This is a genomic window from Paenisporosarcina antarctica (assembly GCF_004367585.1).
GTDB lineage: Bacteria > Bacillota > Bacilli > Bacillales_A > Planococcaceae > Paenisporosarcina > Paenisporosarcina antarctica.
This window is the reverse complement of sequence record NZ_CP038015.1, coordinates 1,933,391-1,949,774: the sequence shown is the minus strand read 5'-3', so window position 1 is coordinate 1,949,774 and position 16,384 is coordinate 1,933,391. Positions and strand designations below refer to the sequence as shown.

18 protein-coding genes are annotated in these 16,384 nt (G+C 37.6%); 14 read left to right on the top strand and 4 right to left on the bottom strand.

Annotated elements, in window-relative coordinates; all coding sequences use genetic code 11:
* The first annotated feature begins 127 nt into the window (after positions 1-127).
* The 6 genes from yneA (at position 128) to E2636_RS09720 (ending at position 4,387) form a co-directional block, all read left to right on the top strand.
* The gene (yneA, locus tag E2636_RS09745) at positions 128-445 is read left to right on the top strand and encodes a cell division suppressor protein YneA (RefSeq protein WP_134210027.1); all 318 of its coding nucleotides are present in this window, start codon (positions 128-130) and stop codon (positions 443-445) included.
* A complete protein-coding gene (locus E2636_RS09740; RefSeq protein ID WP_134210026.1) occupies positions 445-1,104 on the top strand; it encodes a YneB family resolvase-like protein in 660 nt (219 codons plus the stop codon). The genes yneA and E2636_RS09740 overlap by 1 nt, the downstream gene beginning before the upstream one ends.
* A gap of 66 nt (positions 1,105-1,170) precedes the next feature.
* On the top strand, positions 1,171-1,404 hold the full coding sequence (locus E2636_RS09735) for a DUF896 domain-containing protein (RefSeq protein ID WP_017380417.1): 234 nt from the start codon (positions 1,171-1,173) through the stop codon (positions 1,402-1,404).
* Between the two features lie 89 nt (positions 1,405-1,493).
* A complete protein-coding gene (gene tkt, locus E2636_RS09730; RefSeq protein ID WP_134210025.1) occupies positions 1,494-3,500 on the top strand; it encodes a transketolase in 2,007 nt (668 codons plus the stop codon).
* Positions 3,501-3,634: 134 nt separating this feature from the next.
* Positions 3,635-4,090 carry a sporulation inhibitor of replication protein SirA gene (gene sirA, locus E2636_RS09725; RefSeq protein ID WP_017380415.1) on the top strand — a complete coding sequence of 152 codons (456 nt, stop codon included), beginning with the start codon at positions 3,635-3,637 and terminating at the stop codon, positions 4,088-4,090.
* A gap of 78 nt (positions 4,091-4,168) precedes the next feature.
* Positions 4,169-4,387, top strand: a complete 219-nt coding sequence (locus E2636_RS09720; protein WP_017380414.1) for a YneF family protein — start codon at positions 4,169-4,171, stop codon at positions 4,385-4,387.
* Positions 4,388-4,414: 27 nt separating this feature from the next.
* Here the strand turns inward: E2636_RS09720 and E2636_RS09715 are convergent, their stop codons facing one another.
* Both E2636_RS09715 and E2636_RS09710 read right to left on the bottom strand, forming a co-directional pair.
* The gene (locus E2636_RS09715) at positions 4,415-5,347 is read right to left on the bottom strand and encodes an alpha/beta hydrolase (protein WP_134210024.1); all 933 of its coding nucleotides are present in this window, start codon (positions 5,345-5,347) and stop codon (positions 4,415-4,417) included.
* Between the two features lie 11 nt (positions 5,348-5,358).
* A complete protein-coding gene (locus E2636_RS09710) occupies positions 5,359-6,264 on the bottom strand; it encodes a hydroxymethylglutaryl-CoA lyase (RefSeq protein ID WP_134210023.1) in 906 nt (301 codons plus the stop codon).
* Positions 6,265-6,346: 82 nt separating this feature from the next.
* Here E2636_RS09710 and E2636_RS09705 point away from each other — a divergent pair, with 82 nt between their 5' ends.
* Both E2636_RS09705 and E2636_RS09700 read left to right on the top strand, forming a co-directional pair.
* Positions 6,347-7,534, top strand: coding sequence for an acetyl-CoA C-acetyltransferase (locus tag E2636_RS09705; protein ID WP_017380411.1), 1,188 nt, complete (start codon positions 6,347-6,349; stop codon positions 7,532-7,534).
* A gap of 18 nt (positions 7,535-7,552) precedes the next feature.
* On the top strand, positions 7,553-7,807 hold the full coding sequence (locus tag E2636_RS09700) for a YqkE family protein (RefSeq protein ID WP_134210022.1): 255 nt from the start codon (positions 7,553-7,555) through the stop codon (positions 7,805-7,807).
* Between the two features lie 153 nt (positions 7,808-7,960).
* Here the strand turns inward: E2636_RS09700 and E2636_RS09695 are convergent, their stop codons facing one another.
* Positions 7,961-8,872, bottom strand: coding sequence for an aldo/keto reductase (locus tag E2636_RS09695; RefSeq protein WP_134210021.1), 912 nt, complete (start codon positions 8,870-8,872; stop codon positions 7,961-7,963).
* A 69-nt stretch (positions 8,873-8,941) separates the two neighbouring features.
* Between E2636_RS09695 and E2636_RS09690 the strand changes: the two genes are divergently transcribed.
* From E2636_RS09690 to E2636_RS09665, 6 genes are all read left to right on the top strand, one after another.
* Positions 8,942-9,490: an NUDIX hydrolase gene (locus tag E2636_RS09690; protein WP_134210020.1), complete on the top strand. Its 549-nt coding sequence runs from the start codon at positions 8,942-8,944 to the stop codon at positions 9,488-9,490.
* Positions 9,491-9,541: 51 nt separating this feature from the next.
* Complete coding sequence (locus E2636_RS09685) at positions 9,542-10,060, top strand: hypothetical protein (RefSeq protein ID WP_243840757.1); 519 nt, start codon at positions 9,542-9,544, stop codon at positions 10,058-10,060.
* Positions 10,061-10,154: 94 nt separating this feature from the next.
* Complete coding sequence (fur, locus tag E2636_RS09680; RefSeq protein ID WP_134210018.1) at positions 10,155-10,613, top strand: ferric iron uptake transcriptional regulator; 459 nt, start codon at positions 10,155-10,157, stop codon at positions 10,611-10,613.
* A 201-nt stretch (positions 10,614-10,814) separates the two neighbouring features.
* Positions 10,815-11,717 (top strand): site-specific tyrosine recombinase XerD, encoded by a 903-nt coding sequence (xerD, locus tag E2636_RS09675; RefSeq protein WP_134210017.1) that lies wholly within the window; start codon positions 10,815-10,817, stop codon positions 11,715-11,717.
* An 89-nt stretch (positions 11,718-11,806) separates the two neighbouring features.
* Positions 11,807-12,991 carry a phosphopentomutase gene (deoB, locus tag E2636_RS09670; protein ID WP_134210016.1) on the top strand — a complete coding sequence of 395 codons (1,185 nt, stop codon included), beginning with the start codon at positions 11,807-11,809 and terminating at the stop codon, positions 12,989-12,991.
* A gap of 17 nt (positions 12,992-13,008) precedes the next feature.
* A complete protein-coding gene (locus tag E2636_RS09665) occupies positions 13,009-14,313 on the top strand; it encodes a pyrimidine-nucleoside phosphorylase (RefSeq protein WP_134210015.1) in 1,305 nt (434 codons plus the stop codon).
* Between the two features lie 351 nt (positions 14,314-14,664).
* On the opposite strand, the gene hpaB is transcribed toward E2636_RS09665, so the two are convergent.
* Positions 14,665-16,110: a 4-hydroxyphenylacetate 3-monooxygenase, oxygenase component gene (hpaB, locus tag E2636_RS09660; protein WP_134210014.1), complete on the bottom strand. Its 1,446-nt coding sequence runs from the start codon at positions 16,108-16,110 to the stop codon at positions 14,665-14,667.
* Between the last annotated feature and the right edge of the window lie 274 nt (positions 16,111-16,384).

Sequence of the window (16,384 nt, the reverse complement as noted above, 5' to 3'; positions counted from 1 at the left end):
TTAGTATAACAATTGCTAGTAATATATGCAAACATAGGTTCTAATTATTGTTGACAAGAAACGTGTGTTCGGTTTATAGTGAGGATATACATTTGCGAACAGACATTCGATTAGAGGAGGAACTCATATGAATTGGGTCAAGAATAATTCATTTATTTCATTACTATTAGGTATTATCTTTAGTTGTACACTATGCTTTGTTATTTTTACAATAGAGAAAGAGGAATCTTTTAATGAAATCTTGATACTTGAGGGAGATACGCTCTGGACGTTATCCGATAAATATCGTGGGGACACACCAAAACAAGATTGGATTACAAAAGTGATGATCACGAATAACTTAAATACACAAATGATACTAGCAGGTGACTCTCTTTTAATTTCAACCAGTGATTATCAATATACATCAGATCAAGGTGTAGAATATGCTGGTGATATAAAGTGATGGGAAACACTAATTCTGCCGTTATATACTGCCGTGTAAGTACTGAAAAAGAAGCTCAAGAATCTTCTTTACTTAGGCAAGAAGAAGAGTTGCGTCATTTTGCTCAAGTACAAAAATACTTTGTAAGAGATGTGTTTATTGACCAACATAGTGGTTACTCGGTCGAACGTGAAGGTTTACTAGATATGCTAGATTTTGTTAAAATACATTCAATAACCACAGTCTTTATTCAAGATGAGACTCGTTTAGGGCGAGGCAATTCTCGTATGGCCATTTTACATATGCTAAAAAAATTAGATGTTCAAGTAATTTCTTTGAATGATGGTGGTTCTATTTGTTTAAATGAAATGGACACGATGATGCTCGAAATCTTAGCCCTTGTAGAAGAATACCAACGGAAATTGCATAATGCAAAAATTCGAAGAGGTATGAGAAGGGCTGTTGTACATGGATTTAAACCCGAAAAGAACCTTAAAAATCAAGGTAATCCTGAAGGTAGAGAACGAAAAGAAATCCCAATAGAAGAAATCGTGAAACTACGCCAAAATGGTTTAACATATGAAGAAATTGCATCAACTTTAAGAGGATTCGGTTTTCCTGTAAGTAAAGCTACCGTCCATCGAAGGTATACGGAGTATAAAGAAAGACTTGGAGGCTAAATACTTGCGCTCTGAGTCTTTTTTGCATACCGTTTAAGAAGATTATTAAAAGAAAGGTGTGAACTAATGTTATCTTCAGATAAAATTGCCCGAATTAATGAGCTATCAAAAAAATCTAAATCAATTGGTCTTACACTCGAGGAAGCCAAAGAACAAACGTCATTACGAAAAGAATATTTAGAAACGTTTCGTTCATCCATGAAAAATACGATTGAAAACGTGACAGTTATAGATCCAGAAGGTAATGATGTAACCCCTGAAAAAGTGAAAGCAATAAAAGAAAAGAAATTTCTGAATTAAACCAACATTTCATTAACCATTGTCAGTTCGTCAAAAGTTGACTAAACTAAAGGGAGAAGAAAACTTCTGTTTCAGAAAGGATGTTAAACATGTCTCAAAACTTAGATCAGTTAGCCATTAATACTATTCGTACGTTATCAATCGATGCAATTGAAAAAGCAAACTCAGGTCATCCAGGGTTACCAATGGGTGCTGCTCCAATGGCCTATACACTTTGGACAAAGCATTTACGTCATAATCCTGAAAATCCTACTTGGTTTAATCGCGATCGTTTTGTCCTTTCAGCTGGCCACGGTTCAATGTTGCTATATAGCTTATTGCACTTAGGTGGATATGATCTTCCAATGGAAGAGATTAAAAATTTCAGACAATGGGAATCTAAAACACCAGGTCATCCAGAGTTTGGTCATACTTCAGGCGTAGAAGCAACAACTGGTCCACTTGGACAAGGTATCGGTATGTCTGTTGGTATGGCTATGGCAGAGCGCCATTTAGCGGCAGTATACAATAAACCTAACCATGAAGTTATAGATCATTTCACGTATGCTCTATGTGGTGATGGAGACTTAATGGAGGGTGTTGCAGCAGAAGCTATTTCACTTGCTGGTCATTTACAATTGGATAAATTAATTGTTCTTTACGATAGCAATGACATTTCTCTTGATGGTGATTTAAATAAATCATTCTCGGAAAAAATCCAAAAACGTTTTGAATCTTACGGATGGAACTATTTACATGTAGCAGATGGAAACTCACTTGAAGATTTAACAAATGCAATTGAATCAGCTAAAAACCATAAAGGTCAGCCTACTCTAATCGAAGTTAAAACGGTTATTGGTTTTGGATCTCCAAATCGATCAGGTAAATCTGATGCACACGGGATGCCATTAGGTAAAGATGAAGCGTTATTAACAAAAGAAAGCTACAAGTGGACATTTGAAGAAGATTTCCATGTGCCTGAAGAAGTGTATGCTAATTTCAAGGAAGCGGCAGAGCAACTTGGAGGAGCTAATGAAGCATCATGGAATGAATTGTTTAGCTCATACAAAGAAGAGTATCCTGAACTTGCAGAACAGTTATCACTAGCAATAAAAGGACAGCTTCCTGAAAGCTATGATGCTGAAATTCCTGTATACGAAGCTGGAAAATCACTTGCAACACGTGCATCTTCTGGTGATGTGTTGAATGCCATCGCTAAAACTGTCCCATCATTCTTTGGCGGAAGCGCGGATCTTGCTGGCTCAAATAAAACGACGATTAAAGGTGCTGGTGATTTCTCTAGTGACTCTTATGAAGGTCGTAACATTTGGTTTGGTGTTCGTGAATTTGCTATGGGTGCTGCTTTAAACGGTATGGCCTTACACGGTGGTTTACATGTGTTTGGTGGAACATTCTTCGTGTTCAGCGACTATGTACGACCAGCTGTGCGCCTATCAGCTTTAATGGGACTTCCTGTAACGTATGTATTTACACATGATAGCATTGCTGTTGGTGAAGATGGTCCTACACATGAACCTGTTGAACAATTGGCTTCATTACGCGCGATGCCGAATCTATCAGTTATCCGTCCTGCTGACGCTAACGAATCGGCTGAAGCTTGGAAGCTAGCTGTGTCATCTAAATCTATTCCAACTGCATTAATATTATCTAGACAAAACTTACCTGTACTTGAGCACACTGCAGAGCTTGCAGCTGAAGGTGTGGCTAGAGGAGCGTATGTGGTATCTCCTGCGAATAAAGAACAAGCAGACGTACTATTATTAGCAACAGGTTCTGAAGTTTCGCTTGCAGTCGATGCACAACATGTATTAGCTGAAGAAGGAATTGAAGTATCTGTAATCTCTATGCCTTCTTGGGATCGTTTTGAAAAACAAGATGCTGAATATAAAAATAGCGTCTTGCCAAAAAACGTGAAAAAACGTTTAGCGATTGAAATGGGCGTTTCATTCGGTTGGGAACGTTACTCAGGCGATGAAGGTAGTATTTTAGCAATTGATCGCTTTGGCGCAAGTGCACCAGGGGAGATTGTAATGAAAGAATTTGGTTTCTCTACAGAAAACGTGGTAGCGCGAGTGAAATCTTTACTTAATAATTAATTTAAAAAACAAGTAGTGTGCATTCGCCACTACTTGTTTTTTTCTGTCAATAATAGTGATGGAGAACGGTCGCAGTTCGACAACTTTAGCAATGAATACCCTTTATACTAAATTAAAAGATGGGGGTATATCATATGCGAACATATAAAATTTTTCATATTAAGAAAGCTTACCAACCATTCGTATTAGGTAGAGAAAAGATGTTACAAGAATTATTAGGGAAAGAACATGTACAAAGTGATCAAGAACATAATGAAATGACCTATGTATGTGAGAAAATTGATGAAGAATTAATCAAAAAGAGTTTGGATAAAAAGCTGAGCCGTTTGTTTACGCATAAAGAACAAGATGATAACAAAATATTACTTGAACATCCGCTAAAAGGTTCGATACATATGAAAATCGATCCTTACTGTTTACATGTTTGGTGTAAGGGATCTCATATGCTCGATTTGGATCTATTTGCGGGTTTATCAGATTCAAGTGATTGTTACATGGCATTTCAACAAGAAGAGATATCTTTTGGTTGGTTAAAGCCTATTAAGATTGGCTCTATTCATTCATTTACAGAAATTCTAGACTTCGTCTAGTAAGAAGAAAGGTTTTGTTGTATAATCCTTCTTGGAGATATAAACTCTGGTTATACACCGAGAAGGAGGAAGACAACATTGAATTTAGTATTAGCAATCTCATTAATTATTCTAGCGCTAGTAGCTGGAGCTGCAATTGGTTTCTTTGCTGCGCGTAAATATATGATGAAGTACTTAAAAGAAAACCCACCAATTAATGAACAAATGCTTCGAATGATGATGGCTCAAATGGGACGTAAACCATCTGAAAAACAAGTTAAACAAATGATGAATCAAATGAATAAAATGCAAAAATAAAAATAGCACTCGCTAAGAGTGCTATTTTTATGCTTTTGGCATTAAATTATAGGTGTTTAAAAAGTCCGCAACTGTTTTTTCATATTCTTCTGAATTTTGATTGAACGATTGTGCATGGGAGCCCTTTTCAAATAGTTTCAATTGTTTTGGGCCTTTTTTTAATTCGTAAAGTTGTTTGGTCATTTCTGGAAGAATAAAATCATCAAGTAAGCTATGAATGAATAAGACTGGTTTATTGATTCGCGTTACTGCTTCTCGAGGAGACACTAACTTCATTGAATAGCCATCACGTACGCGTAAAAATACATCTGCTAGTTTAATGGCTAGACTTGAGCGAAGTGGCGTTTGTTTTTTCATCAAATATAGTAGTTGATCAGTAAAGTCAGAAAAAGCACAATCGACGATATAAAAATGAGCATGGTCTTGAAGCGTACCTGCATATAATATAGTTGTTGCTGCGCCCATAGATTCACCGTGGATGCCGATAATCGCATCTTTTCCTGAGTGATCATTGACCGCTTTTACGACCGCTTGTAAATCCATTTTTTCGTAATGGCCAAAACTAGTTGTTTTACCTCCCGAATCACCATGTCGTCTATGGTCATAAACTACAGAATTAAAACCTAATCGTTCAAAGAGTCGTGCGTATTTAACGGAATTAATTTTACTTTCGGTAACACCGTGACAAATGATAACATAATTATTCGTGTCCAATGGCTCTAAAAAGATTGCTTTTACTGGATAACCATTAGGACTAGCAATCCATTTTTCAGTCTTTCTGACAACATTAAACCAAGCTTCGTTAAATCTATTTGCAGTAATCTCACGGTTTAATATAAATGCATCGTCCTTTTTTTTCAAATACATTAACCGGCTTGTTATCATAAAACCAAAAACCGCCGCTCCTGCAGTCATAATACTCGTAAGAATACTGGTGATCCAAAGAATGCGACGCTTCATAGGTATTCCTCCTACGCTTGTTGTTGTATTTCGTATAATCTAAACATGCCCGTATCAATTGGTCTTGAAACACAAGGGGCAATAATGGATACCGCTTCACATAATAGATCCAAATTAATTCCTGTTTGAACTCCCATTGTATGTAGCATATTCACCACATCTTCAGTTGCTACATTACCTGTAGCTCCAGGTGCAAAAGGACACCCACCAAGACCGCCAGCTGAAGTATCAAAGCGAGAAACGCCAGCGAGCAGTGCGGCATATATATTGGCTATCCCCATTTTTCTTGTATCATGAAAATGAGCAGTCATTAATACATTTGGTATTTCCTTAATTAAGTGAGAAAATAACGAATAACTTTCATGTGGATTCGCCATGCCAATTGTATCGGCTACACTAAGTTCATCAACTCCCCAGCTTGCAAACTCTTTACATAGTGATAAGGTGTCTTCAATGGCTATTTTACCTTCATAAGGACAATAAAATGCGGTGGAGATACAAGCCCTAACAAAGTATCCTTGTTGTTTTAAATTTGAAATAACTGGTTTTAATCCAGCCATACTTTGAGCAGTCGTTTTGTTTATATTTTTCATGTTAAAAGAATTACTTACCCCAACAAAAACAGCCATACTTTTTGCGCCTACTTCAATCGCTCTTTCCACGCCTTTTGAGTTAGGTGTTAAAACGAATTGTCTACCTTGCTTTTGAACAAGTTCAACTATTTCTGCTGCGTCGGACATTTGTGGTACCCACTTAGGTGAAACAAAAGAAGTGATTTCCATTTCTTGAATTCCGGATGCTTGAAGTGCGTGTATAAATGCGAGCTTGTTTTCAGTAGAAACTAAATTTTTCTCGTTTTGTAAGCCATCACGTGGGCCAACCTCGATTATTGTCACATTGTTTGGTAAACTAAACATAACATCTCTCCTTTAGTCTATTGTAATAATGATATAGGGGTGCAAGCAAATTTATTTTTCAACAAATTAGGAGGAATTTACATTGTCAACAATAGAAGTGGTTGTCGTAAGTGCTGTTCGTACAGCAATTGGTTCATTCCAAGGGGCGTTAAAAGACGTACCAGCTACAAAGTTAGGTGCGCTTGTAATAAAAGAAGCATTAAAAAAAGCAGGACTTGAACCAAATCAAGTGAGTGAAGTTATCATGGGGAATGTCCTACAAGGTGGCCTTGGTCAAAATCCAGCAAGACAAGCAGCTATTTTTGCAGGTCTTCCTGATACGATACCATCTATGACTATAAATAAAGTATGTGGATCTGGATTAAAAGCAGTTCATTTAGCTACTCAAGCCATTATTGCTGGGGATGCTGACATCGTTGTGGCGGGTGGATTTGAAAATATGAGTCAAGCACCTTACTTATTAAAGAACGCTCGTGAAGGATACCGAATGGGCGATCAAAAAGTAGTGGATAGTATGGTTTCTGACGGTTTATGGTGTGCGTTTAATGACTACCATATGGGCGTTACGGCAGAAAATTTATGTGATCGTTATGAAATTTCTCGTGAGCAACAAGATGAGTTCTCTGCTCGTTCTCAACAACGTGCAGTTCAAGCAATTGATTCAGGGAAATTTAAAGAAGAGATTGTAGCTGTTGAAATTCCACAACGAAAAGGGGATCCGATTGTTTTTGATACAGACGAATACCCAAAACGTGGAACTACAGTAGAAAAATTAGGCAAATTGCGTCCAGCCTTCAAAAAAGAAGGAAGCGTTACAGCAGGAAATGCTTCAGGGGTTAACGACGGAGCAGCAGCTGTTGTTGTAATGTCTAGAGCAAAAGCGGACGAATTAGGCTTAACTCCTCTTGCTATAATAGTCGCAAATGCATCTGCAGGTGTTGATCCTTCAGTGATGGGAATTGGCCCTGTACAAGCTGTTAAAAATGTTTTTGCAAAATCAGGTCTTTCAATGGCAGATATTGACTTAGTAGAAGCGAATGAAGCTTTTGCTGCACAATCGATAGCAGTTGATCGTGAGCTTGCCTTCGATCATGAAAAACTAAATGTTAACGGTGGAGCTATCGCTTTAGGACATCCAATCGGTGCTAGTGGTGCACGTATTTTCGTGTCACTTCTTCATGAGATGGCTAAGCAAGATGCTAAAACAGGTTTAGCCACTTTATGTATAGGTGGCGGTCAAGGTGTCGCTACAATTGTTAAAAGAGCATAAGGTAGAAGGTGAATAATGATGGCAAAAAAGAAACAGCAGGGGCATAAACAACCTGACCGCTCAGAGCGAGAGCAAGGGAACACGTTAGCCGACCAACTTCAAAATGATGTAGTAGAAAAATTAAAACTAGCAAAAAAACAATTACAAGATGCTGAGCGTAATCAAGAAGAAGAACGCGAAGCGCAAGCACAATTCAATAGAAAACAAAAAGAGAAGAACAAATCATTCGCTGAACTGTTAGATGATTACGGAATGAATGGCAATAAATTTTAATCGAAAAGCGCCAAAGAGATTTTTTTCTCTTTGGCGCTTTTCATCTAATTGATTAAAGTATCTGTCCACTCCAAGTGCCAGCCCTTACGTTAGACCAAACTACCTGGAAAATATTTATGCTCAGTGAATGTCATTAGTAAGAATTATCTTAATTTAACCCAATTTTATGCGATGTTCTTTATATCGATCATCTCTCAGTATATTTGTTACTTGTTCTAAATCATTAGTTGAAATTGATCGGTGATATGCGTCAATAGTGCTGGTGATTTGTTTCTCTGAACTAGCACCGGCAACTATTGCTGCCACTTGTTTATGCTGTAAAACGAACGCTAGAGCGAGACCAGTCAAATCTTCTGTGTGTTTACCAATCTTAGATAAGGTTTCTAGTAATAATTCTTTACTATACTCACCATAGTCTTTAGAATCTCCAACGCGTTTCATTGCTTCGGCAGTAAGCAATCCCTTAGCAAGTGAACCACGTGTAACAACAGAGGCTCCGTGACTAGCTATCAATTCAAACCACTCTTCTGGTCTGCGGTCTAACATACTATACTGCATCATAACAGAGCTTGCTTGGTCCTTTTCTAAAAACCGATTGACTACATTCGGGCGAATGGAGGAAATTCCGTACGCACGAATCAGCCCTTCTTTTTTTAATGATTCGAAAGCATCGACTGCTTCTTCTAAATTATCTTCCATCGTTCCACCGTGTAATTGATACAAATCGATATAATCTGTTTGCAGTCTTGTTAAACTTTCTTTTACTTGCTTAGTAATATATGAACTAGATGAATCCCAAGTCCAGCCAGCTTCATCCTCACGCCATTTATTACCTACTTTGGTAGCTAGCAAGATGTTATGACGTTTTCCTTTTAATGCATGGCCAACAACAACTTCATTTTCGCCCTTATCGTATAAATCTGCGGTATCAAAATACGTAATGCCGTGGTCGATAGCGGCATCCACAATTTTTTGGGCTTCGCCATTGTTAGTTGGAAGTGACATACAACCTAGGCCGATTTCGGATGCAAATAATCCGCTTTGTCCAAGTTCACGTTTTTTCATAGTCATCCTCCTCATTTCATACATGGTACAATTGTGTTTGCAAATAGACAACTAGAAAGGGTGGCATCCATGAAAAAATACGAAGAGAAATCTATTTCAACAACACCTATTTATGACGGGAAAGTCATTTCATTACGAGTAGATGAAGTGACACTACCAAATGGTAAAACCTCGAAACGAGAATTAATAAAACATCCTGGAGCAGTTGCAATTATACCAATAACTGCTGAAGGTAAATTAGTATTTGTTGAACAATACCGAAAAGCGCTCGAACGCTCACTAATTGAAACACCAGCAGGAAAACTAGAGCCAGGTGAACAACCAGAAATAACGGCAAGAAGAGAACTTGAAGAGGAAACGGGTTACGCATGCGGGAAATTAACCCATATTCAATCGTTTGCAACTTCACCAGGATTTGCTAATGAAATCATTCATGTATTTGTAGCAGAAGAATTATCTAAAATTGAAAATGCGGCGGCACTTGATGAAGATGAATTTGTGGAAGTGGTTGAAGCAACCATTGAAGAAGCTGAAGAAATGATGAAGAATGGACAAATTTTTGATGCCAAAACTGCCTATAGTGTTTTATGGGCAAAAGAATATTTACAAAAAAGATGAATGTATGATACCGGGACACGCATAAGCTAATCTATGAAAGGTAGGTGGCGGATGTTGACTCGGTCTTTCCCATTAATTTTTTTACTTGGATTACTCGTCATCGGCTATTTAGGTGGATTATGGCTGTATTCAAAAATGCCTTATGATCAAGTTGAAAAAGTCATCCTTTGGATCGATCCCAGACTATTAAATGATTATGTTCCTAATGGATTTGATTCAATTCTTCCGCAACTCGTAACCATTTTATTATTTCTTCTTTTTGCAACTCACCTTATTCTAAAATATATGATTCTATTAATAGGGACAATGAGAGCTGTTTTTTGGGGAATTAGTTCAGGTTATTTAATTGCACAAGAAACGGAGTTTTGGGCATATGCACTATGGTGGTTCCCTTTTCAATTAATCTATTGTTCTTTATTGCTCCTAATTGGATTTTTGCTTGTTCCACCACCATCTTCTCAACAGTTGAATAATAATCGCAGTTTTAAAGTGATTGGACTCTTAAGTCTTATTTATATCGTCTTAATTGGACTTGAATTGTTTGTCCTTCCTTACATTCATGGTTTATAATCTATATAGATTATAATAATTATCATTATAGCTTTCTCTATCTTGTAAAGAGAAAGCCCAATTTGGTATAATGAAGTTAGTTAGGGGGCGTCACATGGAGAGCCGGATTGATCGGATAAAAAAGCAGCTTCATGGTGCGAGCTATAAGCTGACGCCACAGCGTGAAGCGACAGTAAGAGTGCTTCTTGAAAATGAAGAAGATCATTTGAGCGCAGAAGATGTCTATCTTCTTGTTAAGAATAAAGCACCAGATATTGGACTAGCAACAGTATATCGCACACTTGAACTGCTAACAGAACTAAAAGTAGTTGATAAAATTAACTTTGGAGACGGTGTATCACGATACGATTTGAGACAAGAAGGCGCAGCACACTTCCATCATCATCTCGTATGTATTGAATGTGGAGCCGTGGATGAAATCCAAGAAGACTTGCTGGAAGATGTGGAAAATGTAGTTGAAAAAAGATGGAATTTTCAAATTAAAGACCACCGTTTAACATTTCATGGGATATGCTGGCGTTGCCATGATAAACATGATGAAAATGAATCGTGATTGAGCATAATAACGAAAAGAGTTTCTCTAGATAGACATTAGTGGTAGAAGAATGAAAGGTGCAAATCTGGCTTTCTGATAACATAAGGGATTCGCTTTCCTGCGTTTAGAGTCAGACATTACTTACCTTGATTGAAAGAAAATATCTAAAACAAAAGGATGGCAGATTGCTATCCTTTTTTACGTTTAGGAGGGTTTTAAGTGAAAGAAATGCAAGACGCAGTCTCAGATTATCTTCATTTTTTAAGGGTGGAGCGACAATTATCATCTAATACTTTAAGTTCGTACGAAAGAGATCTTAAAGCATATATAAAGGATCTTTCAAAAGTTCAAAATATAACCACATTAAATATCGTAGAGCGAATTCATATTCTTTCCCACTTACAGTTATTGAAAGTGGGAGGGAATTCGTCTCGCACTTTAGCACGTCATATTTCATCAATTCGCTCGTTTCATCAATTTTTATTACGAGAAAAAGTATCCAACTCAGACCCAACTGTGCATTTAGAGATGCCACAAATGGATCGAACACTACCAAAAATTTTATCGATTGAAGAAGTAGAAGAATTGATTGTTGCGCCAAATTTAGGGAAACCTCAAGGATTAAGAGACCGTGCATTGTTAGAAATACTTTACGCAACCGGCATGCGAATCAGTGAGTGTATTTCATTGAATTTGGAGGATTTACATTTGACCATGGGATTTGTCAGGTGTTTCGGTAAAGGTGGTAAAGAAAGAATTATTCCATTAGGACGAACAGCTTTGGCTGCTTGTAACGAATATTTAAAAGAAGGACGTCCAAAATTGATCAAGACAACACATCGAACAGATGTCATATTTGTCAATCAACGCGGAAAAGGGTTAACGAGACAAGGTGTTTGGAAATTAATGAAAGAGCATGCCATGAAAGCGGGAATTCAAAACGAAATAACGCCACATACTTTGCGCCATTCATTTGCCACACACTTAATAGAAAATGGAGCGGATTTGCGAGCGGTTCAAGAAATGCTTGGACATGCAGATATTTCAACAACTCAAATCTATACGCATGTTAGTAAAGTACGATTAAAAGATGTGTATAAACAATTTCATCCTCGTGCATAATCTATGAAAGCTTGTCAGAAGTCTGACGTGTATATTTTCCAAACATTTGTTAAGATAGAAGTAGCGGTTGAAGTACAAGGAGGATATGTATGTTAAACAAATCATTTAAACGAATTCATATCGTTGTCATGGATTCAGTTGGTATTGGCGAAGCTCCAGATGCCAAAGCTTTCGGCGACGAAGGTTCTGATACATTAGGTCATATAGCAGAAAAAATGAATGGTCTTAAGATGCCAAACCTTGAGAAAATGGGTCTTTCTAATATTCGCCCGTTCCAAGGCATACAACCTATAGACGTACCTTCATCCTACTTTGGGAAAATGAAAGAAGCATCTGTAGGAAAAGATACAATGACTGGCCACTGGGAAATCATGGGTCTTAATATCACTCAGCCATTTAAAGTCTATCCAAATGGCTTCCCTAATGAATTAATTAAAACATTAGAAGAAAAAACTGGACGCAAAGTCATTGGCAATAAACCAGCAAGTGGAACTGAAATATTAGATGAGTTAGGACAAGAACATATGGAAACCGGTGCAATCATCGTTTACACATCTGCTGACCCTGTCTTGCAAATTGCTGCTCACGAAGAAATTATTCCTCTAAAGGAGTTATATTCTATTTGTGAAATTGCACGTGAACTTACATTAGAACCAGAATTTTTAGTGGGCCGTGTAATTGCTCGTCCATTTAAAGGTCAACCTGGAACATTTAAGCGCACAACAAATCGTCATGATTATGCGTTGAAACCGTTTGAACGCACTGTAATGAATGAATTAAAAGATGCCAATTACGATGTTATTGCAATCGGCAAAATCTCGGATATTTTTAACGATGAAGGTGTAACTGAATCATTACGAACAATAGACAATATGGATGGCATGGATAAGTTATCCCAAGTCGTTAATAAAGATTTCCGTGGTATTAGTTTCTTGAACTTGGTTGACTTTGACGCGTTATATGGACATCGACGGGATCCAATTGGATACGGCGAAGCTTTAGAGGCATTCGATTCTCGCATGCCAGAAGTGTTAAACGCATTAACGAACGAAGATTTGTTAATTATTACAGCAGATCACGGAAACGACCCAACTTTCCCAGGGTCAGATCATACCCGTGAATATGTACCTTTATTAGCATATTCCCCTCGTTTTGTAGAAGGCAAAGAACTTCCGCTTAGCGAAACCTTTGCTGATATAGGGGCAACAATTGCCGAAAACTTTAATGTACCAATGCCGAAATTTGGGCGCAGTTTTCTTTCACATTTAAACTAAAGGATAGGTGAACATTCATGAGAATGGTCGATTTGATAGAAAAAAAGCGTGATGGTGAAGAACTAACAACTGAAGAAATCGGTTTTTTTATTGAGCAATATACGAATGGAAATATTCCCGATTATCAAGTAAGCGCGTTATTAATGGCTATTTATTTCCAAGACATGACAGATCGTGAACGTGCAGATTTAACATTAGCAATGGTTGAATCGGGGGATCAAATTGATTTATCTGAAATTGAAGGAATCAAGGTAGACAAACATTCAACTGGCGGTGTTGGCGATACAACAACACTTGTCCTTGGACCCTTAGTTGCAGCTTGCGGAGTTCCCGTTGCAAAAATGAGTGGGCGAGGTTTAGGTCATACTGGTGGGACGATTGATAAATTAGAAGCGATCGAAGGCTTCCATGTTGAGTTAACAACTGAACAATTCACAAAACAAGTGAATGAATTAAAGTTAGCGGTAATTGGTCAAAGTGGAAATTTAACACCTGCCGATAAAAAATTATATGCACTTCGTGATGTAACAGGAACTGTTAATAGCATCCCATTAATAGCGAGTTCTATCATGAGTAAAAAAATCGCTGCAGGTGCAGATGCCATTGTATTAGATGTGAAAACGGGCGAAGGCGCGTTTATGAAATCCGTTGAAGACGCACGTTCACTCGCTAGAGCAATGGTTCAAATCGGCAACAACGTAGGACGCCAAACAATGGCTATTATTTCTGATATGAGCCAACCTTTAGGATTTGCTATAGGTAACTCGTTAGAAGTCAAAGAAGCTATTGATACACTACGTGGAAAAGGTCCAGCAGACTTAACAGAACTTTGTTTAGTACTAGGAAGCCAAATGGTTGTTGTTGGCGGGAAAGCGAAGGATCTAGATGAAGCTCGTGCAATGCTTCGTGAAGTAATTGAAAATGGTTCTGCCATTGAAATCTTAAAAGGTTTCATTGAGGGACAAGGTGGTAATCCAGCAGTTGTAGATTCACCGGAATTGTTACCACAAGCTCAATTCACGTTCGAAGTTCCAGCAAAAGAAAGCGGATATGTATCATGTATCGAAGCTGATGAAGTAGGTACTGCTGCAATGTTGCTAGGCGCAGGACGTGCAACAAAAGATTCGGTAATCGATTTAGCAGTCGGAATTGTGCTCCATAAAAAAGTAGGCGACGCAGTTAAAGAAGGCGAGTCACTTGCAACAATCCATTCTAACTCTGAGAATATTGAAAACGTCTTAGCCATTCTTCACAAATATATTGAATTCTCAAAAGAACCAACAACAGCACCTAATTTGATTGAAGAAATCATCACACAATAATATAACAAAAAAGCGGTCTCTCCGGAGATCGCTTTTTTTCGTGCCCTAATTGTCCATTGAGCTGGTTTTTGAGAGTCCGTGGCGATTGTGAACTATTTATCAGGAGTTTACCGTCCAATATGAGAATTTGTCGCTCAAATACGGATGCCTTTCTTCCTTTTCATTTTGGTAAAAAAGATCCCTTGAAATATACTTCTCTATTGAGATGAACGTCAGGGAAAGAGAATCAACCAAAAGCTGTATATTTTCTGAAATATTGCTGCGCAAACGAAAAAAAAGAAGAAGCGAGTGCGATTAAAAGTTGAGTTGGTAACTTCCGAGCTATTCTCTATAAGAAAACTCTATTTAACCCTAATGTTTTATATCAAGAAATTCACAGACTGTTTTTACGTATTGCTCCTTTGGGTACGTATTATAAAGTGCACTTGATAAACGAATAGGATCTCCAAAAAAGTACCGCTCGTATTGAATTTGTCTTGTGCCAAACGAACTCATTGTTAAATCCCATGCTAATCGAAATACCTTTATTCGCTCCTCGGCCGTTTTGGTTGAGCCTTGAAGATATTGGTGTATATCTGAGGCAATTGAAGAATTAATTGCTTTTTCAGTGGGTAAAGTCACCATACCGCTGGCACCGATTAATTGGATGATTTCACAATATCGTGGATATATTTTGGGAAAGATATTACTGGCAATTTGAAGAGGAATCAGATGAGGACGCATCGTCCCAAATTCATCTAATTTACTATCTTGCTCAGATTTCTCAAGAAGAGCCTTCATCGTTTCAAGTCCAATGATGAATTCTGATAGCTTTTCATGAATATGCTGATACTCGCCAACGTTGATGGTCTCCACAATTAGTTGAGCAAGACCTAACATGAATTCTGACTTAACAATTTGTCTAGTTACGGTTTGATGTAATGCAAAACAATGAAAGGAACTTTTTAACAAGAAGTTGGCTGATGCTTCAATGTTTCCATAATAGAATACACGGTTCCATGGGACTAGAACATGATCAAAGACAACAAGAGAATCCATTTCTTCGAATCTCGAGCTAAGTGGATGATTAAAAGCAGAATCCCCACCAACAAAAGATTCCCTGCAGATGAATTTTAATCCTGGTGTATTGGAAGGAATCGAGAAAGCAAATGATTCATCTTCTTGCAAGAAGAGACTTGGGGTACTAAAAACTAGGACTTCATCAGTTAAGCCTCCTTGTGTAGCCAGGAGACGTGCCCCTTTTATGACTAACCCTTGCTCGTTTTGTTCAATCACTTTAGCTGATATGGGTTCCTTAGAGGAGGAATAATTAAATAATGAACGGTTCACTTGGGGGGGTACAAATGTGTGAGTGAATGTTAAGTCTTTACTCATGGCTGTTTCGTAAATATTATGGATGTTCTCGGGAAAACACTTTTCCTTTCCCTTTAAAAATGGAGCAGAAGATGCAAAACCCATTATAACTGAGTTTAGATAATCTGGACTTCTCCCCACCATCCCTTTGGTCTGTCTTGCCCAATGCTCCATCATTGTTCTTCTCTTTACTAAATCTTCTTTTGTTTTAGGTTGCAAATAAGAAATTCCTATGGGTTCATTGGTATCAGGTGAAATAAATGTCAATTCGTTTAAAAGACGGGGCTCCAGCTGCAGGTCATACAAAGATGCTTTTGTCTCCAGAATACCCTTAAAAGCAGGATGCTCTGAAATCTTTCCAGTGATCCTTTCTCCATCAAACCATATTTCGGCATTCAGTTGGTCTAAACGGTCAATTAATTCCTTCCCATTTATTGCTCCCATTATTTCACTCCCATTGTTCAGTCTAAAATAAGATTATTTATATTATATTCAACATTTTGCAAAGGAGCTTTTGGATGTAATTATTTGCTCTATGTTGGAAAAGAAATAAAGCCCAAATCGCTTTTTCGTCTTACTTGAAGATTATTTAGCTGATAAATGATGAATCTATTTCTTATTAAACTCCCATGAAAATTAAAATAACAAAAGAGCAAATTTGTTTTACTAGTGAATCGTCACATTCATTGAACCAAGCAAATCAAGAAAGATGCCTGAA